The organism is Chloroflexota bacterium (assembly GCA_026706485.1).
In the GTDB taxonomy this organism is placed as follows: domain Bacteria; phylum Chloroflexota; class UBA11872; order UBA11872; family UBA11872; genus JAJECS01.
In genome coordinates this window covers 134,701-155,511 of sequence record JAPOYR010000009.1, presented here as the reverse complement: position 1 = coordinate 155,511, position 20,811 = coordinate 134,701, and the positions used below count along the sequence as shown (strand labels likewise).

Here is a 20,811-nt window from a genome sequence, read left to right as displayed (position 1 = left end):
CGCGACGCCCCTGAGCCTCCGCTAGTTCAGATCCGACGCCCCGTAGCCCGACAGGGTGTGGATGGGCATGTTGTGTCGAATCGACGCGTCGGTAATCACGCGCTGGGTGCGAGATGAGGTGGACGACTCGTCCAGCAGCAGGCGCAGGATGCCTCTCAACACGCCCAACGCCCTGCGGGGGACCACTCGAAAGCCCGTCACCGCCAGACGCGCCCAGCGAAGCGGAGCAGCCGGACGCCGCGGCAATGCTTCCGGTGACCTGACGACCGGCTGGTAGCGGCGGATCACACCGGGCGCGTAGCGGCGCGCACCTGCGGCCTTGCGAAAGTCGGAATGGCCATTGGCCCTCGACACGTAGAACCGATTCGGCCCTGAAAAGTCGGCGTTCGGCAGATGGCCCCATGCGTTCGCCCGCTCGCGCCTTTTTCGTGCGACCCAATCGCCGAGACGATCGGCAAGACTCCGCAGATACCCGGCAGGGTTCGTTCGCAAACCGCCCCCAGCACATGCCACGAGGGCACCTGGAGAATCGACCAGCCTGGAGTCCGGCCGGCGCCGGAAAGACGAAGACGTACGCAAGAGTCTCGCTATCCCACCGTGCCGTCGTGTCGCTGGTGCAGCACAAGCAGGTTGCCCTCCGGGTCCCGGATTGCGGCGCTGGCGCACCATTCGTTGCCCTGGGGTCCGGCCACCACCTCCACACCCTTCGCCTTGAGCTCTTGGATCGCGTCGCTCACGCTATCGACGGACAACGCGACGGCCACGCCCTCGACCTCCGCCGCCAGCGCGATCGTGGTGTCGCCGGCCGCCAGCTCCACCCACTCGTCGCCCCACGCCTGGCCGACCGGCATCCCCAGGGCGTCGCGATAAAAGCCCAGGGCCCGGTCCATGTCGCGCACCTGGATCTGAACGAAGTCGACCGCTCGAACCTTCATGCCGTGCTCGTATCCCGCGCGCGACTCATGTCGGACCGATGCTACACCGGACCGACAGTCGGCGTCCCAGCAGGCCATGGGCGGCCAAGCGATAAGGCCGTCCGATCTGCCTTTGACGAAGATTCGTTCGCCCTGAGCCTGTCGAAGGGCCGTTCATGGTTCGACCGGCTCACCACGAACGGCTCGCGCGGCGTTGAGCACTTGGCTGCTGGCAGCCGCCCATGCACCGTCAGTCGAGGGGATCGAAGTAGGTGAAGTCCGTGCCGAAGCTGTCCATGGCCTCGACCGCGGCGCCGCGCAACCGCACGCGGATGTCACGGGTCCGGTGTTTGAGCACCAGCTCCCGCGTGGGCAGCGACGCGTGCAGGGTGATGGTCTGATTGGGCGTTGGGCTCGGGAACTCCAGGTAGCCGCCGGCGAAGCGACGCTCGAGCCCGGCCGGCTCGACCTCGATATCGTCCAAATTGAGCCAATCCGGAATGCGAATCGCGACCGGCCCGCCGCGGAGCGGCGTGACCTGGAGTATGCCCTCCGCATACTTTGACTCCACCAGCGCGTCGGCGGTGTGGCGGTCGAACCACAGGTTTACGCGGGTGACGTCGCCGTCGCGGCGCACGGCGTCCGCGAACGCCTCGCAGAGCGAGCCCGTGGTGCCGGCGACGATGTCCCAGCTGGGCGCGACTTCTGGAATTCCGATCGGTCGGTGCGCGTAGGGGGCGCAGAAGCCGAACATCCCCAGCGCGCGATCGGCCACGTCGCGGCGCGCGTCGCTGTCGTCGGGTTCCGGCGCCGGCCCCGTGAACGACGTGTCCCGAAACTGCGACGGCAGGATGTGCGCGCGCAGCATCTGCTCGGCGTCGTCGTAGTAGCTCGGGTAGCCCCGCCGCGCCAGGATCAGCGCCGTCTCCAGCATGTCGCCGGTGTTGTTCAACTCGCCCTGGTCGGGGTTGCGGCCAGCGTCGCTGCGCTCCATCACCCAGCCGATCTCGTCGCGGATGGTCCACAAGCCCCGGTCGTAAAACGTGCGGACCCGTTCGAGCAACGCGGCGTCGTCGGTCAGGTCGGCCAGCTGCGCCAGCGAGGACATGACGCAGGTCGTCGAGTGCCCGTGCGCCCCGAAGCGCTCGGTTTCGTAGGAGCCGTCCGGCAGGAAGAACTTGTCGAGCGCGTGATCCTTCAGGGTCTGCGCCAGCTCCAGCGCCGCGACCGATCCGGTCGTGCGCACATATTTGACCAGCGGCCCGATGGCTCGACCCACACCCTCGACGAAGGTCGGGCGCGCCTGAAAGTCCAGGCCGGACCGGCGATTGAGCGACGCCAGGTCCCAACCGCTCTCCGGCGACCAGAACTCCTGGATCGCCGCGATGCAGCGCTCGGCCAGCTCCGCCGCCTGGTCGTTACCGCGGTGGCGCACCAGCGCGCTGAGCCCATGGAATCCCTCGCGAATGCTGTGCTCGTCCACCTCGACCAGCGGCCCGCCCATCTCGCGCCGGTTGCACGGCAGCGGCACCCGCCCGGTGAAGGAGAACAACGACCCCCGCGTGTGCTTGGCGATGGCTTCCTCGTCCACCGGCGCGCCGGTGACCTCCGCGGCCCGCAGCATCGCTTCCAGGTGACGGCCCGACACCTGCACGGCGCAGTGCCACGGGCTGAACCCGAACCAGCCGTCGGGCCACAAGCGGGAGTACATGAAGGGGAGATCGTCGTCGTCGGCGTTGAAGCAGCGGGCCATGGCGCGCGCGCCCAGCTCGATGGCGCTGCGGATGTCGGTGGTGTTGACGTTCGAGACGCGACGCGGGCCGCGCCCACCGGTCGCGACCGCCGGGGCGTCGTGCGGCTGGGCGTCGTCGGAGGCCGACCGGACCGTCATTCCCTCACCTGACCGCAGCGCTTACGACTCGCCGGCGGCGTCATGCGCGGCCAGCACGGCTTCCGCCCGCTCGCGCAGCGTCGGATCGTCGCGCTCGATGATTCGCTCCAACGCGCCGAGCGATTTGTTCACCAGTTCGGGCGGCAGCGTCCCGTCTTCGAACTCCTCGAGCGTCAGAGCGTCCACCTGCTCGAGATGGACATCGTTGACTTCGGCGATCGTGGTCTCGAGGTCGGACCAGTAGTACTTCAAGTCGTCCGACTCCCAGCCGGCGTAGACCTCGTCCCAGGTCGTCACGCCCATATGCGGCAGCAGGCTCCGTTGGAGCACGGGCTCGCGAGCGCATTGGTAACGGCCATCGACGGACATGCGGAACCGGTCGCCCCTGATCGGCAAGCCACGGTGCACCGTCAGGCTGTGGAAAATGAGGACGTCACCCTGGCGAAACTCGTTGGTCGCCCAGGCGCCTTTCAGCGGATCAATCACGGCGATGCCACCCGCGCCGAGGGCCGGTCGATAGTCGTAGACGCCCCGGCGGTGCGAGCCGGCCGCGACCGCCAGCCCACCCATCGAGGCCGGCAAGTCGTGCAGCGGAAACCACGCCGTGTAGACATCGGCCGAGCCCTGCACGTGCGGGAAGTCCTGATGCGCGGGCGTGGTGAACATCTCCCGCTGCGGGAACATCACGCGGGAGATGATGCTGGGATGGGCGAGCACCGGGGGTTCGAGCAAAGCCTCCATGACCCCGAGCAACGCCGGCTCCAGCTGCAGCGCGTGGAACGATTCGAGCAGGTAGAGCCGCGCGTAGGTGTCGTTGGGGATGCTCCCGCGGCCCTCCGGGATCCCGGCGGGGTTCACCAGCTGGTCCCGGTAGCCCTCGGCGTCGGTATAGCCCTCGTCCCGCAGGACCTCGAGAAACTCCAGCCGCACGCGCTCCAGGTTCGAGACCGGCAACAGGTCGCGTATGAAGAGATAGCCGTCCGCTTCGGCGCGGGCGCGCAGGCGGTCCGCATCGCCGACGAGGTCGGTCGAGTCGCGAAACTCGTTCATGGAACTACGGGGTGGGCAGACGGTGACGGCAGCGATGATAGCGCCGCGCGGGCTCAGTCGCTCGCGTCTCCTGCGGGGGGCCAGTCGGATTTGAGCACCGCGTAGAAGGCGTCGTCGACGCGCTGGCCATGCGCGACGCGGTTGTCGCGAACCTCGCCGACCTGGACCATGCCCACCTTCTCCAGCACCCGCCGCGAGGCGCCATTGCGCACGTCGGCGCGGGCGTACACCCGCTCCAGGTCGGTGGTGGTGAATACCGCGTTGACCACGGCGCTCACGACCTCGGTGGCGAAGCCCAGGCCCCAGCGCGGCCTGGCGATGGCATAGCCGACCTCCGCGTGACGGTTCTGCGGGTCGGGCCACAGCCCGATGTGTCCGATCAGTTCCCCGTCCAGATCGGCTGCCCACCACGACGGGTCGTTGCCCCAGTCGTCCAGCATCCGTCCGATGACGAATTCCTCCGCGTCACGGCGCGTATAGGGGAACGGAAGTGGGAAATAGCGGGCCCATTCGGCGTCGTTGCAATAGACCTGGCGGGGCTCGATGTCACGCAGCTCGAACGGCCGCAGGGTCAGTCGCGGCGTGCGGATCGTGCGCGGAAGGCGGTCCATTGGGGGCTAGCGTACGGCATTCGGTCGTGCTCTGGTCCGGTAGCCCATGCTGCGCGCAGCATTGGAGATTCACCCGTGTCCAGTCCCACGCTGCACGCAGCGCGGGCCACCGGAGGCTTCTCGTTTCTGTCGTTCCGAGGCGCAGGCGAGGAACCTAAGGGGCGGGGAGAACGCACAACGCCCTTAGGGAATCTCTGAACAAATCCCTGAACCGCACCCCAATCCGTTCGTGGTGAGCTTGTCGAACCATGAACGGCCCTTCGACTTCGCTCAGGGCGAACGGATCGGGGTCAAATCCATGGGCTTTTTCAGAGCATTCTTAGATTCCTCACTCCGTTCGGAATGACCTTTCTGTTCGCTTGGTCAGCTGCTGTCCACCATCCCCGGCACCACTGTCGCTTTGAGGGCGGTCATATTCGTGGCCGCCGCGATCGCGGCCGTCACGCCCTGCTCGCTCAGGGCGAAGTTGGTGTGCAGGCGCGGCCAGTCATGGTCGGACTGGATGGCGTGCAGGTCGCGCATGGCCTGGGCGACCTCGTGGGGCGTGAAGGCCCAGCTGCCGAGCAGCTGGATCTCCTTGGTGCAGATGCGATGCCAGCTGGTGTCGAAGCTCCCGGCGTCGGTGAACTGCCCCATCTCCACGAACGTCCCGCCGTCGCGCAGCATCTCCACGCCCTCGGGTCCGGCGGCCGGATTACCCGAGCACCCGATCACGATGTCGGCGCCCGCGCCTCCGACGGCCTCGTGCACCGCCGCTATTCGATCCGCGGCGTCCGGTGTCGCCGCGAGCGACACGGTGGCATCGGCGCCAAAGGCACGCGCCAGGGCCAGTCGCGGCGTCTCCGGATCGCCGACCGTCACCACCGTCGCGGCCCCGCGCTGGCGCGCGGCGACGGTGGCCAGCAGGCCGATGGGTCCGGCGCCCTGGATCACCACCGACGCGCCCGCGGTACCCGCCCCAATTCCCAGCGCGTCCACCCGGTTGAAGGCCCGCGTCACGGAGCTGTAGGGCTCGACCAGCGTGCCCACCATCAGCGGCATGTCATCCGGCAGCCGAAAGAGCTTGGTGGCGGGGAAGGCGTCCAGGTCCACGAACAGCATGTCGGCCCAACCGCCCCAGAGATGCGGCGGGCGCTCGAAGGGGATCTTGCGCCCGTAGTAGGTCGGATTTAGGCACTTGTTGGCGCGCTCGGGCGAGTCCACGCAGACCTCGCACACGCCGCAGGCGTTGAGCGGCGGCAGCATCACGTGGTCGCCCTCGCGGAGCGCCACGCCGGCGGCGTCTGCCCGCAGGTCCGGTCCAATCTCCTCCACCACGCCCGCCAGCTCGTGACCCAGCGTGATCGGCCATGGCAGCGCACCCGGCCAGTGCCCCTGCAGGATGTGCAAATCGGTGCCGCATACCCCGCAAGCCTCGATGCGGATCAGCGCGCCTCGCGGCGGTATCGAGGGTCGGGGAACGCGCCGCAGCACCGGGGGCGTGCCGGGACCGTCGAAGGTCACCACGCGGATGTCGCTGGCGGCAGCGGTCATTGGCTTAGGGACTCCGTTGCATCAGCCCGGCAGGTGCAGGGTACGTGCGAGGCGCCCGGACCGCTCCAGGCATCGTGGCGGTGGATTCCCGCCTCCGCGGGAATGACGGAAGGGAGGCGGGAATGACGGCAGAGCCACGGGCGTCAGTATGCCCGGCGGCACGCCACCGGCTCAGCCACGGCAGCGGCGTTCCGCTAAGTGATAGACCGCCGGACGCCACCAGGGGCCCCTGGCGACGTAAGGCCACGGTGTGGTCTGCTATCAATGCAGCGCAGCAGGCTACCGGAGCCAGGGGCCATGGGCGATATTCGCGGCGTCATTCCCATTCTCAAGACTCCGTTCGATCTCGACGACCGGGTGGACGAAGAGAGCCTGCGCCGCGAGGTGGACCACTGCGTCGACGCCGGCGCGCACGGCCTGGGAATCGCTTTCGGCAGCGAAATCCCCAAGCTGAGCGAGGTCGAGCGCACGCTGGTGGCGAGGGTCGTCATCGAGCAGGCCCGCGGGCGCATACCGGTCGTTATGTCAACCGGGTATCCCGCCACCGTGCTCGCCGTGCGCGCCAGCCAGGAGGCCGAGGCGCTCGGCGCGTCGGCGGTGATGCTGATTCCGCCGGCCAATGGCCTTTCGGAAGCGGAGCTTCACGGTTACTTCCGGACAGTCGCCGCGGCCGTCGACATCCCAATCGTCCTGCAGGTGATGACCGGCGCGCACCTCTCGGGCGACGAGCTGGCGGCGCTGGCTCGGGCGGTGCCGCAAATCCAATACGCCAAGGTCGAAAGCGCGCCGCCGGCGGAATCCGTCGCCGAGGCCATCGCCAGCGCCGGCGATCGGGTCACGATCATCGGCGGCGCCAGCGGCAGCGCGCTGATCGAGGAGCTGGAAGTCGGATCGCAAGGCACCATGCCCCACGCCGCCCTGGTCGGCTCGTTCGCGCGCATCTGGGATCTGTGGCACGCGGGCAAACGCGAGGCCGCCCGCGAGACCTGGCAGCGCGAGATCGCACCCCTCAATGCCATCGGCGGGGCGGTCTACAAAGAGATGCTGCGGCGCGAGGGCGTGATCGCCCACAGCCATTTCCGCGCGCCGGCTGAGAGCCACTTGGACACCGACGCGCTGTGCAAGCTGGATCGGCTCTGTGAGACGCTTGGCATCGGCTGAGCGCCCGCACCCGGCATGATGCGCCCATGATCGAGACGATCGTGTTCTTTGTGATCGTGGGGACGATCGTGCTCGGGGTCGGGCTCGATTTGGGATACCGGCTGTGGCGCGTCGTGACGCGGCGCAACGTGCGCGAGGCGCCGACGGCCGTTGCTCCGGAACTGCCGGTCGACGACGCCTAGCGGGCGCGAACCTTAGGGAACGCCGCCCGTGGACTCCAATCCCAACCTTCCCCCTTCTACTCAGACCGGGGAGAAGGTTAAGGTGAGGGTGGAAAAGAGGGGATGCCAATGCCGATACCGGAGCCGGACCCTATGAAACTCGCCGCGCCGGGTGACACCGGCAACCTCGGCGGCGCGCCCTGGCCGTCGGGCGACGACCTGGCCGACATGCAGGCGTCCGACTACATCCTGCACGCCACCGGCGGACGGCTGCACCGCGTGCCGGTTGCCAAGTCGACGCTGCCACACGATCCCGCGGGTCACCCGCAGATGATCCATGCGGCGCGCGCTCCGGACGGCGCCATATTCGTCAACCAGGGCTCGCTGATGTGCCGCAGCGACGACGAGGGCCGCACGTGGACGGCCTATTCGCGCGGCGACGCGGCTGGCCGAGAGCCGTCGGCCACTTTGGGCCTCGACATGTATCCGTACCGGGGTCCAATTGCCGTTCTCGACGACGGAACCTTGGTGCACGTCGGCTCGAATGACGGCATTCGCACCGATCCCATCGAGATCATGGGCTCCACCGACCAGGGCCGCAGTTGGAGCCTGCATTCCAGCCTGTCCCTGCCGACCCGCTACGACGAGCGCTACTACCACTCCATGCGGGTCATCGACGGCGGCACGCTGCTCCTGCTCTTTTGCTGCCGCGACCGACTGGTGTGGGAGCCTCCCGCCAGCGGCGTCATGCACCTGCTGGCATTCAGATCGAGCGACGGCGGCCACACCTGGTCGGAGCCTTCGCTCGTGTGCGACTGGGGCACCGAAGGCGCGGTCGCGGAGCTCGGCGGCGGCCGGCTGCTGGCAGTCGTGCGCTACCAGCGACCCCTCATGCCGGACGATGGACCCGAGGATTTGGAGCCTCAGGGCGCGCGCGGCAATCTGGCCTGGAAGCACGTGTTCCTGGCCGATTCGCCCGACGAGGGCCGCACCTGGGGCAACCTGCGCCAGCTCACCACCGTCTTCGGCCAATGCTTCGGCGCGCCCGCGGTCGCCGGCGACGGGACCATCGCCGTCGTTCACGACACGCGCTACGGCCCCGGCCCGCCGAGCGGCCGCGTCATGTTGAGCCGCGACTCCGGCGAAACCTGGGCCGACGAGGCCGTCTACCTCTACTACGGCGGCGGCGTCAGCGGCTTCAGCGCCAGCGTGACGCTGGACGACGGCGACGTGCTCTCGATCGTCGGAAGCTGCGACCACGAGCCCGCGCGCACCGTGTGGGACGCCGCCATCGGGCACACCCAGGTGACGGCGATCAGGTGGAATCCGGGGATGCTTGCCTCATAAGGCCACTCGCCTGCTCGCAGTGAGCCAGTCGAAGGGCCGTTCATGGTTCGACAGGCTCACCACGAACGGCCCTTTTTGCAGGTTGCTGAAGCAGGACCTAGCGAATCGGATTTACATCCGGTCGAGCTTCCACTGGAAGAAGTCCAGCGGAAATAGATCCGGCGCGAAGTCGGGAAACCGCTCCGGGCCGAACAAGAGCTTCACCAGCTCGCACTCGCTCACGTCGAGCGTGCGGTCGCCGCGCTGTAGCCGCCACCCGTCGGCGGTCGGCGTCGCCTCGATGTCGTTCAGATCGAGTGCACCCAGCAGCGACTCCAGGTCAATCACCTTGATCATGTAGTGATGGGTCTGGCCGAACGGGATGCCGGTCTCCAGCAGCAGGCCGGCGAGGCCGTCGTTCGATTCGGGCACGATCACGTCGAGCGTCACCACCGTGCTCTCGCCGGGCGGACGGTCGGTGGTGCTGGCGCGGGGATCGTCGATATCGCGCAGCACGCGCCGCAGCAGCGTCACGGTTGCCGCCACGTCGCCACCGTATTCGAGCACCTCCCGCTGCCACTGGGCAATGTACGCAACCGGCTCGCCTCCGCTCAGCGCCACGAGCAGCCGGTCGGCCCGCGACTGCGCCACCAAGGTGAAGTAGTGCGCGTCGCGGTCGGCGCCCATGGGTTCGCGCGCATACATGGCCGTCAGCGCCGCCACGTGCGAGCGCCAGTCCTCGGTGATCTCAACGTCGGGACTCGGCGGCAGCAGGGTGATGTTCGCCCGATCCAGGGTGTGGCTGCGCTGCCGCGTGCCCATTTCCCAGCCGAAGCGGCGATAGTAGTTCTGGCTCACCGTGCCCAGCATGGCGACGTGATGTCCGCTCTCCCGCATGACCCGGTGCGCGTCGTGCAACACGGCGGTCCCGAGCCCGAGCCGGCGGTGGTCCGGGTGCGTGACGAAGCCATTGATGCCGCCAAGCTCAAGCCGGCCGCGCGGCGTGCGCACCGTGGTTGGGGCGATGGCCACCGCGCTCACGACCAGCCCGTCGTGCGTGATCACGCGGATGTTGTCGAGGTTTGCGGGGTAGTAGACGTGCGGCCAGTCCAAGCCCATGGACGGCATGCGCGTCGGCTCCCCGGCGCGTGAGTTGAGGGTCCGCAACGCCAGGTTCTGCAGGTCGAGCATGGCCCCGAACTCATGCGGGTCGCACGCCCGCGGTCCGTCGTAGCCAGCGGGTACGGGCGGCGCGTTCGGAGATCGCGGCGAGTGATCAGCCAACGGCAACTCCGAGTCGCTCGAGCTCGGCGGTCAGCCGCAGCGCGGCGTCGGCGGTATCCACGTCCTTCTTGCCGTAGCACACGACCATGGTCCGTTGCCCCGCCTCGCTCGCCCGCTGGACGATAGTGGCACGTTCTTGAATCTGGGCGTCGCTGTACCGCAAGCGTCCATCGCCACCGCCATTCAAAGCAGCCGCCGGACCGCGGAACCGGAAGTACGCCAGGTCACCGGCATCCGTCGGCAAGGCCGCCGCATCCGACGCCGACGGGTCGTGACGCACGCGCACCATGTTGTGGGTTCGCAGCGCCTCCGGGATCCGCGCGCCGAGCTCGTCGTCGGGCGGGTCGGACAGCTCCACCGCCAAGGGCAACTCGCCGAAGCCCTCGCGCAGCACACTCAGCGAACGCTCCAAGTCAATCGTCGCGCTCGGCTTGCCGGGGAATTGCAGCAGGTATCCGGCGAACTTTCCCGCGTCGACCAGCGGCCGCGCCATCGCCAGGTGCCGCGCAAAGCCCATCGCGTCGGCCTTGTCCGGATTCCGCAACCAGCTTGAGACGAAGCGATGCGCCTTCAGGCTCAACATGAACCCGTTCGGCGTCTGGTCCGCCCAGGCGGCGACGGCCGTCGGGGCGATCATGCGGAAAAAGGTGGCATTCACTTCCACGCCCGACAGCCGCGTGGCGTAGGCCGCCAGCTTGTCACCCGGCTTCGTCCCGCGCGGATAGAACCCGCGCAGGTCGTTCCAATTGGCGGTGCCCACGATCACGCGGCCCCGCATGGTCACGGCGCGACCGCCGGTGGAGACGTTTGCAGTGTCCGGTAGGGGCGGGTCTCGGACCCGCCCGACGCAAAGCAACCGGCGCGCCTCGGTATTCGACCGGACTGGATTCCGGCTTCCGCCGGAATGACGGAGGGATTGCGCAAGAGTCTCTGCGCGCGGGTTCAGCTCGCCTTTTGCTGGACGCGCGGATCGGTGGGGTCGCCGGGGTAGCCGTAGGGTCGGTAGTCCACCGGCCCTACCTTCGGCCAACCCTGGCCGCCCAGCGCCTGGAAATCGTCCAGGCGACCGCACAGCCAGAAATACATACGGGCCACCGCTAGGTAAGACTGGCGCGGCGCGGGCGCCGCATCGGGGCCGGGGCCGTAGACGGCCGTCGCCGGGTCGAAGTCCGGCTCGCGAATCCAGTCGCGCCGCGGCACCGTGGTGCGCCAGTAGTTGTACTTCAGCAGATTGCGAATGCCCGAAGCCGTCGACTTCGTGCGCCGGTGCCACACGGAGTAGGCCGAGATGAAGATCGACCCGGCGGGCGCCGCGCTCGACACCGTGCCGCGGAACATGCCGTAGAGCCCGGAGCTGCCCTGGCCGAAGGGCCAGTAGAGGTGCGAGCCGGGCAGAAAGGCTGTGGCGCCCATCTCGACCGTCGTGTCCTGCGGGTAGTAGTAGACCTGGAGGTAGTTGAGCTCGTGGCTCGACAGCGAGCCGCCGTCACGGTGCCAGCCGTAGGCGCGGGCCGGCATGTGGACGCGGTGGCTCGACATGATCCTGGGCAGCGCAAAGTCTGATCCCAGCAAGCAGCGCACCGCGCCGGCCGCCACGGGGTTGCACAGAACTCCGTCCACGAACCAGTCCTCGTCGAGGATCTCGTTGGGCTCGTGGTTGGCGAAATCACCCGGCTCGATGTGCGGCGCATGGTCGTTCATGAAATCGACGACGCGCTGGTTGACGTCGTCGGGAACCACGCCCTCCAGCGGCAGATAGCCCGACTTGCAGAAGTCGAGGACCTGGGAATCGGTGAGCGTCGGTTCGCAGTCGTGCGTGCGCATGGTGGGCTTACCTCACCTTCTCCAGGATGAACTCGACCCCCGGTCCGTGCAGCTTCGTTTCGTCCAGCATCACGGCCAGCTCGGGGAATTTGATGATGCGCCAGCCGTCGTTCAGGGCGTCCATGACGGTGTCGTAGGGCATATCGTCGGGGTTCGGCGGACCCTCGTCGATCTCACCGTCCCGCGCGATGAACATGCCGATCACCGCCGAGTTGACCGACGCGGTGCCGGCCTGCACGTACAGCAATTCCTGGCGCTTGCCCTCGTCGTCGGCCAGCGATTGCAGGGTGTCTCGCAGGTCTGCCTCGGTGAGCGTGCCGGAGCGAAAACGCCGGATGCACGACTCGATCGTGGCCTGCCGTGACGAACTCATGACCAGTGCGCCTCCGCGTGACTCTGGGGCTCGATTCTGGTGCGGCAGCCTATCACGGTGATGGCCCGAGCCTGCTGCCCGGTTAACCGGCCTTTTCGCGGGCGAGGTCCGGCTCCCTCTCCCATGGGGAGAGGGTCGGGGTGAGGGGACGCACCGCCGGCCGAGGCCGATGCTCAGGCCGTCAACCCACGCCGCGTAGACTGCCAACCACCATCCGCCGAACCGGAGGCACGCGTATGCCCCTCTGCCGCGACACGTCTCCATCAATCCCATGAGCTGGCGCGTCGTCGAGCACGTCACCGTCTACCGCGAGACCGGGCACTACGCCACCGCGCCCAACGTCGTCCGCACGCCTGAGGGCGAGTTGCTGGTACTGTTTCATCGCGCGCCGCATCTCGGCCACGCCCACCACAGCCATCCGCTGTTCGACGTGCGCGCGGTCGCGTCGCGCGACGAGGGCCAAACCTGGAGCGAGCCGTGGCTGGTCACCAACGACCCGCGCGGCGGCGTGATCGACTTCGGCACGCACACGCTCAGCGACGGCAGCATCTTTCTCCACGCGTCGAGCAACGAGCTCGTGCCCGCCCAGGGATTCGCCGACTTCACATTTCGCAAGCCGCCGCACGCGCGCGACGTCGGGTCGCCGCAGCATTCGACCTGGATCTCCCGACCGGGGATCCCGTTCTGGGTGCGCTCCCGCGACGGCGGGCGCACCTGGACCAATCCGATGCGGTTTCCCCGCCTTCCGGACGCCGAATGGGGCCATCCGGCGGAGCATTCGGGGGTGTGCCGCAGCGGCTTGCTCGAGCTGCCCGGCGGCCGCTTGCTCAAGCCCAGCAAGGCCACCGAGCGTCCCCGCGGCGAGCAGCCCTACTTCGGCATGCTGCGCGTCTCCGACGACTTTGGCGAGACCTGGACCTACGGCGGCCGCATCGCCGAGGACCCGATCGTGCACTTCAGCGAGCCGACCATTCACCGCACGCACAGCGGCCGCCTGGTGGTTCTCTATCGCTGCCATCCGAGGGGCTCGCCGCGAATCCAACTGTCGGGGCGGCAGGGCGGCACCATCGTTGCGCGGGTCGAGTCGGATGACAACGGGCAAAGCTGGTCGCCGTGGCGTCCGACCTCGATCTACGGCAGCCCGAGCCACATGCTCCCGCTCAGCGACGGGCGCGTCTTCGTCACCACCGGCACGCGCTGGGACGGGCAGCGCGGCTGCATCGTGCGCGTCACGGACCCCGAGTGCGCCGACCTCGACACCTGCCCCGTCCTCGACGTGCGCAGCGACTCCATGACCTCCGATTGCGGCTATCCCTGGGCCGTCGAGCTGCGGGACGGCCGCGTGCTGGTGGTCTACTACTACACCCACCGCGACCTGCATCGCGGTATCGAGGCCACCGTCGTCGAGGAGGTCTGAGCGCCCCGTCCGGCAGGGGTATCGGTGGCGCGGTAGCCTCGGCACGTCAGGCATGCGAAGCGCACGGAGGTTCCCATGGAGCGGGTCTGCTTCACCTTTCAGATCAAGCCCGGCACCGAGGACGAGTACAAGCGCCGGCACGACGAAATCTGGCCGGAGCTGGTGGAGGCCATCCAAGAGTCGGGCTTCACCAACTATTCGCTCTTTCGGCGCGGACTCCAGATCATCGCCTACGCGGAGTGCGAGCCGGACGTCGCCACGTCCTTTGGCAAAATCGGGTCCTATGACGTCAACACCCGCTGGAGCGCGTGGTTCGAGGACGTGATCGAGGAGCTGACCGACGAGGACGGTCATATGTTCTTCGCGCCCGAGGTCTGGCACCTGGACTGAGGGCGCCGAGCGGCCGCGGCGTTCCGGCGGCCTCCGACGCCGCGCTCACGCGGAGGTAGGGGCGGTTCGCGAAGCGCCCTCCGGCGAGTCTCATCAACTGTCACTGCGAGCGCCCGCTCTGTCACTCCGAGCGCAGCGAGGAGTCTCAGATGACTGAACCCGGCGGTGACCCGTGAGGAGACGAATGGCGTCTTGCCAGTGGCTCGCCACTTAGATTCCTCGCCTGCGGCTCGGAATGACATGTCAACGACCGACAATCTGGTGGTCCAGACTGCGCGCAGCCTGGGAGCTTCGTGAGCGGCCGGTCCCACGCTGCACGCAGCGCGGGCCACCGAAGCACCTCCCTGTCGCTCCGAGCGCCCACCGCGTCACTCCGGGCGCCCACTCTGTCACTCCGAGCGCAGCGAGGAGTCCAAGGGGCAGGGAAAATGCACAGCGTCCTTAGATTCCTCGCCTGCGGCTCGAAATGACAGGTCAAGGGCCAGCCACTCTTGGCCGCGGCCAGGCGGGGCGGTTAGGGTGAACGCCTAATTCCGCAACAACCACCCATCCAAATGCCCACCACCTCTCAGCCGAATTTCCTCTTCATCACCACCGACCAGCAGCGGTGGGACGCGCTGGGCATCCACAACCCGCGCATCCGCACGCCGGCGATGGACAGCCTGGCGCGCGACGGTATGCGCTTCGACCGCGCCTATCCCACCAATGCCATCTGCGCCCCCGCCCGCGCCAGCATGATTACGGGACGCAGCCAGCGCGGGCATCACGTCTTCAACAACGTCAATCTCAGCGAGGCCATCCCCGTGGTGGGCGACTCGCTCCGCCAAGCCGGCTACGCCACGGCGCTGGTCGGCAAGCCCCACTTCAAGAGCGGCGAATACGAGGACGTGCTCCCGGAACACCCGCCGCCCGGCGCGCCGGTCGATCCCGACGACGGCCTCTGGTACGGACCGTATTTTGGCTTCGACTATGTCGAAATCCTGGGCGCCCACACCTATCCCAAGGGCCACTGGCGCGTCTGGCTGGAGCGGCATCACCCCGAGGGCCTGGAGCTGTGGAAGCCGGTCAACGCGCTGGAGCCGCGCACCGGCGCGTTTCATAGCTGGAAGAACGCCGTCCCCGCCGAGTGGCACTACACCCATCGCACCGCCGACCGCACCGTCGACTGGCTGCGGGACCACGGCAGTGAGCGGCCATTCTTTCTCTGGATGTCGTTCTACGACCCGCACCAGCCCTTCACGCCGCCGCGTCCCTACTGCGACATGTACGACCCCGCAGACATGCCGTCGGCCGTCCCTCGGGAGGACGTGAGCAACAAGCCGCCACAGTATCAATACGCCCGCGACGGACTCCCCTACCAGGGCTACGACACTACAAGCGGCTGGGACGGCGACCACCACGGCGAGATCGTGGCCCACTACTACGGCATGACCACCTTCATCGACGACGGAATCGCCCGCGTGCTGGCCGAGCTGGAGCGGCTGGGCCTGGCCGAAAACACCCACGTGATCTTCAGCTCGGACCACGGCGAGGGTCTCAACGATCACGGCATCGCCGCCAAGCCGATGATGTCCTACGAGTGCGTCAACCGCGTGCCGCTGCTCTGGCGCCACCCGCTGACCGTCGAGGCGGGCCGCGTGCACGGCGGCGTGATGACGCAGCTCGACCTCGTGCCCACGTGGCTCGACCTCGCGGGCGCGGATCCCTTGGTCGGCCAGGAGGGCCGCAGCTTCGCCCCGCTCCTGCGCGGCGAGACCGAAGCGCATCGCGACGCGGTGATCGTGGAGCGCATCGCCATCTTCGGCAGCGGTCGTCCCGAGCTCGTCGGCCTTGGCAAGGCGCATCCAGCGCCCATCACGCAGCGGGTCAAGATGCTCGTGACCGAGGACTGGAAGCTGCTGCACTACGGCACGACCGAGTACGGCGAGCTCTACAACGTCAAGGACGACCCGGAGGACCTGCACAACCTGTGGGACGATCCGGCGCACGCCGGCGTGCGGGCAGAGCTTGTGGAGCGACTTCTGATCGAGCTGATCAACGAGGAAGGCGGCGATCCGCACCTGGTCACCGACCACCAGCCGATTGCCGGCAGCCTGCGCGACGCGCGGCTCATGGAGCCTCAGCCCGAAGCCAAGGCCGACCTGGAGCAGCGGCTGCGAGACCTCTTGGCGTAGGGGCAGGCCCCCCGCGCCCTCTGCAGGCGGCCACGGGCGTAGCATTGCTGGGCGGCGCTGAGGCGTCGCCCCTGTAACCGCGCCTATGGCACGACCACGCGCCGACTTCGTCACGGTCTTCGCCGTCCTGGCGGTAACGGCCGTCGTGGCCACCGCTCCGGGGCCGCTGCTCGTCGTGATCCGCGACGAGTTCGGGCTTACCTACGCCCAGCTCGGACTGATCTTCTCGGCTCAGGCGCTGGCGGGCGTCCTCACCAACATTCCCGCCGGTATGGTCGCCGACCGGCTGCCCGCCCGCGTGCCGATCGCTGGCGGCGGGCTGGGGCTTGCAGCGGGCACGCTGCTCATGGCGTTGGCGCCCGGATACGTCGTCCTGCTCGCGGGCAAGCTGATCGGCACGGTGGGCGCCACGTTCATGACGACGAGCAGCATCGCCTACACCGTGTCGCAGGCGGACTCCGAGCAGCGCGGTCGCGTGACCTCGCGCGTGATGTCCGGAGTCCAGGTGGGTGCGTTCATCGGTCCGGCGCTGGCGGGCGTCATCGCCGCCGCGTTCGACTGGCGGGCGGCCCTGATCGTGACGGCGGTGCTCAGCTTGTGCGCCGCGGCAGTCGCGCTTCCCGTCATTCGCGGCGGGGCCCCGTCCCGTCCCGAGCGCAGAGCGCGCATGTTCAGCCTCGACGACCTGCGCCTGCCCCGCGTGGTCTGGCCGCTCATCGCGTTGTCCATGCTGCTCACCGGTCCGGTCATCGGACAAAGCCGCGTGGTGCTGCCGCTCTACGCCGGCGAGGGCCTCGCGTTCACGCCCGCGGTCGTGGGTCTCGCCATTTCCGCCATGAGCGCGGCGCGAGCCGTGCTTACCTTCGTGAGCGGCAACCTGATGGACCGCGCCGGCCGCGGCAGCGCGCTCCTGGCACTGGTGCTGGGGGCGTTCGGGGCCGCGGTGCTGCTGACGCTGCCGCTGGGGCTGGGCGTGTTCATCGCTGCGGGCGCGCTGGCGTCGATCACCGGTCTGGGCGCGGTGCTGCCGTCGGTGCTCATCGGCGACCGGGTGCCCAAGGAATTTGTCGGTCGATCCCTGGGCGTGCTGCTGACCATGGGCGCGCTGGTCCAGCTCGGCGTCGCACCGGCGGTGGGCTTCCTGCTCGACGTGCGCGGCTACGACCTCGTGGGCGTCGCCATGGCCGTCCTGATCGGCGTCGCAGGCATCATCGGCTGGCGGGTGGTGGGCGACCTGCCGTGGAGTCGGCGTGGGCCGGACGCATCCGCCTGATGCGATGATGCATTCATGCGAGTGACCGTAACCATCGACGACGACGTTCTTGCCGCTGCCCAGGTCTTGGCCGACCAAAGCGGACGCAGTCTCGGCAGCGCCTTGTCGGTGTTGGCCCGGCGCGGATTCGAGGGCGCATCCACAGCTGGCGGAGACGGAGATCCAACCGTGTTCGCCGTTCCGATCGACGCCGAACCTGTCACCAGCGAGGACGTCTATCGATCACTGGATGAGTGGCCGTAGCGCCCTGCTGGAGTTCGATTTGGTTTTCGCCCTCTGCGTCATTCCGGTCTGAAGCGGCTCGCACCAGATCTAACCGCCAATCGCTAGATCAAGATTCCACCTCGGCGGCAGTTGACTCGATCCACAGGCCGGAGTGGTCGTGGGGCTCGGCTAGGGCCACGACGCGCAGGTAGCTCACCCCACGCGTCTCGTGCAGCTGCGGGGCTGTCGTGACCTGGCGGCCGTCGACCGAAACCCGGCACGTGCGGCCCTCTTGCGTATCCCAGGCCAGCTCGACCGTGTGCCAGCGCCCGGCCTCGAGCGCGGGTTCATCCGCGATCCGACCCTCCGGCGCGACCGGGACGTTGAAGGTGTTGTGGAACTGGTCCTGGGGATCGAACGGTGTCGAGAAGTGGTCCGTGAGGCTCAGCCGAAACGGACCGGCGCCTGGTTCCACGCGCAGTCGGATTTGCACGCGTCCCCGCCGTCCGGCGGGGAAGTTCCAAACGGCTGCCGACGTGCGGCCCGGCTCTTGCTTGGTCAGTCGGAGGGCGAAGGCGACGGCGCGGTCAGGATGGGGCTGCCGCTGGACGCCGGCGGTGCCGAAGATCGACCAGTCCTCATGCCCGTCCGCGAAGTCGCTGCTCTGCCGGGTCTCGTAGAGCCAGGCCGGATCCATCCGCATCATCAACACGCGGCCCTCGCCTTGCCCCGACACGATGATGACCGCGTCGTCGGTCGTGACCACGGGGAACGGATAGGCGGTGCCGAAGTCACCCTTGATGGGCGGCGGATCGTGGCGGCGCGGATCGCGCAGCACCTCGCGGGCGCCGCGCCAGGTCTGACCGTCATCCTCGGATATGGCCGCGTGCAGCACGTGGCGTCCGCCATAGGCGTAGGGGAACCGCTGGCAGCAGTTCCAGAGCAGCACCAGGCGGTTGTCGCTGAGGCGCACCAGGCCCACGGGCGAGTCGGACGAAACGAGCGGGGTGGGACGAGCGACGGACCACTCGGCGCCGTCGTCAGAGAACGACTCGTAAAGCCGGCCGGTCTGCGTGCGCAGGAGCATCCAGACGCGCCCGTCGAGCTTCTGGATGATCACCGGCTCGTCGGCGCCGTAGGCCGGAATCGGCGCCCAGGATTTGATGTCGCGCGTGCCCTGGCGCCACGTATCCCCCGCGTCGTCGGAGTAGACCACCGTCGAGTAGAACGCGCCGGCGAAGCTGAATGCGTCCAGCCCCGTATCGACCCGGTGCGCCCAGGTCTGGCCCGTGGCCGATGCAAACGGCAGCACGATGCGGCCGCCGCGAAGCTGAATCACGCTGTTCAGCGCGCCGGTGAATCCCTCCCAGATCCGCTTCGGCTCGGTCCACGCCTCGCCGTCGTCGCGCGACCTGAGGTGCCAGATGTCCAGGAACTTGCCGCGGTATGGGCCCTCGTGGGCCACCCCTTCGCCGGCCAGCGGGGCGCCGAATACCCCTGAGCCGCGGTCGTGCATGAAGAAGCAATGGACCTCGTCGTCGGCGTCCGCGAGCACCTCCAGACCGCCCCACAGTCCCGCGGTTTCGGGCAACGTCAGCACGTCGGGCGCTTCGTCCCAGGTGCGCCCGTCGTCGTGCGAGACGATGCGCGCGACGCGCGGCGTCGGGATGTCCGCGTCCTTGAGAAAGAAGCCGTCGAGGCGTCCGTCGCGGCGTCGCACCACCATTGGCCGCTCGACGTCCGGCGGAAGGTCGATCAGGACTGGTTTCATGAAATTCCTCCTCCCACGTGCGCACCAGCGCTGGCCATCCAGTCGGAGTCGAACGGGATCACGTTCTTCGCTCGGAGTCGGTTTCGTCACGGTGCTCACCGCGGGCAATTTCTCCCTTGATCGGAGGTGATGAGCCGGGCAGCGTCCGCACCGATGGCTGGAGACTCCGTCTCCCGGATTCGGTAGTCTTCGGCAGCGTCTTAAGTACCCAGGTCCAGACGACAATCCAGCCAATGACAGTCCATCCAATAACTAGATTCACAAGGAAAATAGACGCCGTACGCTCATGCTCTTTGAGATGAGCGACTAGGGACGGGGAAAGATAGAGAAAAGAACCACAAATAATGACCACCGTTGCCAACAGTATTCCGATGGCTGTAAACTCAGATCCAGTATTGTCGAACACTAATCGCTGAGCCCTTGTTTATTCGCGCACCCAATGACAGGCGGCATTTAACTCCAGCACCTCCCTAGTGCATCGGTTTGTGCACTGTATCTCAACTCCCCTGCGGCCTCTTCAATTGCTCGACGGCGATCTAGGGATCGGTCGCCGAGCGCGCCGTCGCCCGATCCACGATCTCCACGTGCTGGATCAGGTCGGGCAGGTCGAAGTCCAGCGGTCCCTCGGCTTCGGCGAGATGCCCGTCGCGCATGACCATCGTCTGGTCGGCGATCTGGCTCAGTGCCGGATCGTGGGTCGCCACCACGGCGGTCACGCCCTCGGCGGCCACGATGTGGCGGAAGAGCAGCATGATTTCGAGTCCGGTATTGCTGTCCAGCTCACCGGTGGGCTCGTCGGCCAGCAGCACGTCGGGTCGATTGGCGATGGCGCGGGCAATGGCCACCCGCTGCTGCTCCCCCCCGCTCAACTCGAACGGGCGGTGATCCGCGCGCGATTCCAGCCCCACGAGGCGCAACACCTCTCGCGTGCGCTCGCTCCACGTCGCCGGCGGCGCGCCCGCCACGCGCATGGCCAACTCCACGTTCTCCCGCGCCGAGAGGACCGGCAGCAGGGCAAACGTCTGGAATACGAAACCCAGGCTGCGGCGGCGCACGGCGGCCAGCTCGTCCTCGCCCAGCGCCCCGAGGTCGGCGCCGTCGAACATCACCTGACCGTCGGTGGGGACGTCCAGGCCGCCGATCAGGTTCAGCAGGGTCGTTTTGCCCGAGCCGGACCGTCCGCGAAGCGCATGGAGTTCACCGCGGGGTATATCCCAGGTCGCGCCGGCCACGGCCGTCACCGCCGCGGGGCCCTCGCCGTAGCGGCGCGACACGTTGAGCAGTTGGACCACCGGCGACCGGGCGGACGTGCTCACGATGGCTCCGCGATCACGTTGGACCGTAGATGCACTCCCACGCTGCACACAGCGTAGGCCACCGGAAACAACAGGCTCCGTTCGCCCTGAGCCCAGTCGAAGGGCGCCGTCCATGGTTCGACAGGCTCACCACGAACG

General features: G+C 68.1%; 21 protein-coding genes. 8 read left to right on the top strand and 13 right to left on the bottom strand.

Translation table 11 applies throughout. From position 1 onward, the window contains the following. Positions 1–21: 21 nt before the first annotated feature. The 6 genes from OXG79_07520 to OXG79_07495 all read right to left on the bottom strand — a co-directional run bounded on the left by OXG79_07520 (position 22) and on the right by OXG79_07495 (position 5,999). Positions 22–162, bottom strand: coding sequence for a hypothetical protein (locus OXG79_07520; protein ID MCY3783620.1), 141 nt, complete (start codon positions 160–162; stop codon positions 22–24). 425 nt (positions 163–587) lie between these two features. Then, on the bottom strand, positions 588–935 hold the full coding sequence (locus tag OXG79_07515; GenBank protein ID MCY3783619.1) for a VOC family protein: 348 nt from the start codon (positions 933–935) through the stop codon (positions 588–590). A gap of 229 nt (positions 936–1,164) precedes the next feature. Beyond that, positions 1,165–2,805, bottom strand: a complete 1,641-nt coding sequence (locus tag OXG79_07510; protein ID MCY3783618.1) for a hypothetical protein — start codon at positions 2,803–2,805, stop codon at positions 1,165–1,167. A 21-nt stretch (positions 2,806–2,826) separates the two neighbouring features. Continuing rightward, positions 2,827–3,855 (bottom strand): phytanoyl-CoA dioxygenase family protein, encoded by a 1,029-nt coding sequence (locus OXG79_07505; protein MCY3783617.1) that lies wholly within the window; start codon positions 3,853–3,855, stop codon positions 2,827–2,829. Positions 3,856–3,908: 53 nt separating this feature from the next. Next, the gene (locus tag OXG79_07500; protein ID MCY3783616.1) at positions 3,909–4,466 is read right to left on the bottom strand and encodes a GNAT family N-acetyltransferase; all 558 of its coding nucleotides are present in this window, start codon (positions 4,464–4,466) and stop codon (positions 3,909–3,911) included. Between the two features lie 363 nt (positions 4,467–4,829). After that, positions 4,830–5,999 (bottom strand): zinc-binding dehydrogenase, encoded by a 1,170-nt coding sequence (locus OXG79_07495; GenBank protein MCY3783615.1) that lies wholly within the window; start codon positions 5,997–5,999, stop codon positions 4,830–4,832. Between the two features lie 297 nt (positions 6,000–6,296). Here OXG79_07495 and OXG79_07490 point away from each other — a divergent pair, with 297 nt between their 5' ends. The 3 genes from OXG79_07490 (at position 6,297) to OXG79_07480 (ending at position 8,668) form a co-directional block, all read left to right on the top strand. Further along, complete coding sequence (locus OXG79_07490) at positions 6,297–7,160, top strand: dihydrodipicolinate synthase family protein (protein MCY3783614.1); 864 nt, start codon at positions 6,297–6,299, stop codon at positions 7,158–7,160. Positions 7,161–7,186: 26 nt separating this feature from the next. Beyond that, a complete protein-coding gene (locus tag OXG79_07485) occupies positions 7,187–7,342 on the top strand; it encodes a hypothetical protein (GenBank protein MCY3783613.1) in 156 nt (51 codons plus the stop codon). 132 nt (positions 7,343–7,474) lie between these two features. Next, complete coding sequence (locus OXG79_07480; protein MCY3783612.1) at positions 7,475–8,668, top strand: sialidase family protein; 1,194 nt, start codon at positions 7,475–7,477, stop codon at positions 8,666–8,668. Between the two features lie 111 nt (positions 8,669–8,779). Here OXG79_07480 and OXG79_07475 read toward each other — a convergent pair whose 3' ends face one another. The 4 genes from OXG79_07475 to OXG79_07460 all read right to left on the bottom strand — a co-directional run bounded on the left by OXG79_07475 (position 8,780) and on the right by OXG79_07460 (position 12,128). Further along, a complete protein-coding gene (locus tag OXG79_07475) occupies positions 8,780–9,838 on the bottom strand; it encodes a GNAT family N-acetyltransferase (GenBank protein ID MCY3783611.1) in 1,059 nt (352 codons plus the stop codon). A gap of 85 nt (positions 9,839–9,923) precedes the next feature. After that, positions 9,924–10,709, bottom strand: a complete 786-nt coding sequence (locus tag OXG79_07470; GenBank protein ID MCY3783610.1) for a DUF72 domain-containing protein — start codon at positions 10,707–10,709, stop codon at positions 9,924–9,926. A gap of 164 nt (positions 10,710–10,873) precedes the next feature. Next, positions 10,874–11,755, bottom strand: coding sequence for a phytanoyl-CoA dioxygenase family protein (locus OXG79_07465; protein MCY3783609.1), 882 nt, complete (start codon positions 11,753–11,755; stop codon positions 10,874–10,876). 7 nt (positions 11,756–11,762) lie between these two features. Beyond that, the gene (locus OXG79_07460) at positions 11,763–12,128 is read right to left on the bottom strand and encodes a hypothetical protein (protein MCY3783608.1); all 366 of its coding nucleotides are present in this window, start codon (positions 12,126–12,128) and stop codon (positions 11,763–11,765) included. A gap of 271 nt (positions 12,129–12,399) precedes the next feature. Between OXG79_07460 and OXG79_07455 the strand changes: the two genes are divergently transcribed. The 5 genes from OXG79_07455 (at position 12,400) to OXG79_07435 (ending at position 17,625) form a co-directional block, all read left to right on the top strand. Then, positions 12,400–13,545, top strand: a complete 1,146-nt coding sequence (locus OXG79_07455; GenBank protein MCY3783607.1) for a sialidase family protein — start codon at positions 12,400–12,402, stop codon at positions 13,543–13,545. 75 nt (positions 13,546–13,620) lie between these two features. Further along, complete coding sequence (locus OXG79_07450) at positions 13,621–13,935, top strand: L-rhamnose mutarotase (protein ID MCY3783606.1); 315 nt, start codon at positions 13,621–13,623, stop codon at positions 13,933–13,935. Between the two features lie 554 nt (positions 13,936–14,489). After that, complete coding sequence (locus OXG79_07445; GenBank protein ID MCY3783605.1) at positions 14,490–16,109, top strand: sulfatase-like hydrolase/transferase; 1,620 nt, start codon at positions 14,490–14,492, stop codon at positions 16,107–16,109. An 85-nt stretch (positions 16,110–16,194) separates the two neighbouring features. Next, positions 16,195–17,382, top strand: a complete 1,188-nt coding sequence (locus OXG79_07440; GenBank protein ID MCY3783604.1) for an MFS transporter — start codon at positions 16,195–16,197, stop codon at positions 17,380–17,382. Between the two features lie 15 nt (positions 17,383–17,397). After that, entirely contained in the window at positions 17,398–17,625 is a 228-nt protein-coding gene (locus OXG79_07435; GenBank protein ID MCY3783603.1) for an antitoxin, read from the top strand. Between the two features lie 88 nt (positions 17,626–17,713). On the opposite strand, the gene OXG79_07430 is transcribed toward OXG79_07435, so the two are convergent. The 3 genes from OXG79_07430 to OXG79_07420 all read right to left on the bottom strand — a co-directional run bounded on the left by OXG79_07430 (position 17,714) and on the right by OXG79_07420 (position 20,673). Further along, positions 17,714–19,357 (bottom strand): sialidase family protein, encoded by a 1,644-nt coding sequence (locus tag OXG79_07430; protein MCY3783602.1) that lies wholly within the window; start codon positions 19,355–19,357, stop codon positions 17,714–17,716. 58 nt (positions 19,358–19,415) lie between these two features. Then, on the bottom strand, positions 19,416–19,709 hold the full coding sequence (locus tag OXG79_07425) for a superinfection immunity protein (protein ID MCY3783601.1): 294 nt from the start codon (positions 19,707–19,709) through the stop codon (positions 19,416–19,418). A 184-nt stretch (positions 19,710–19,893) separates the two neighbouring features. Continuing rightward, the gene (locus OXG79_07420) at positions 19,894–20,673 is read right to left on the bottom strand and encodes an ABC transporter ATP-binding protein (GenBank protein MCY3783600.1); all 780 of its coding nucleotides are present in this window, start codon (positions 20,671–20,673) and stop codon (positions 19,894–19,896) included. Positions 20,674–20,811: the final 138 nt, after the last annotated feature.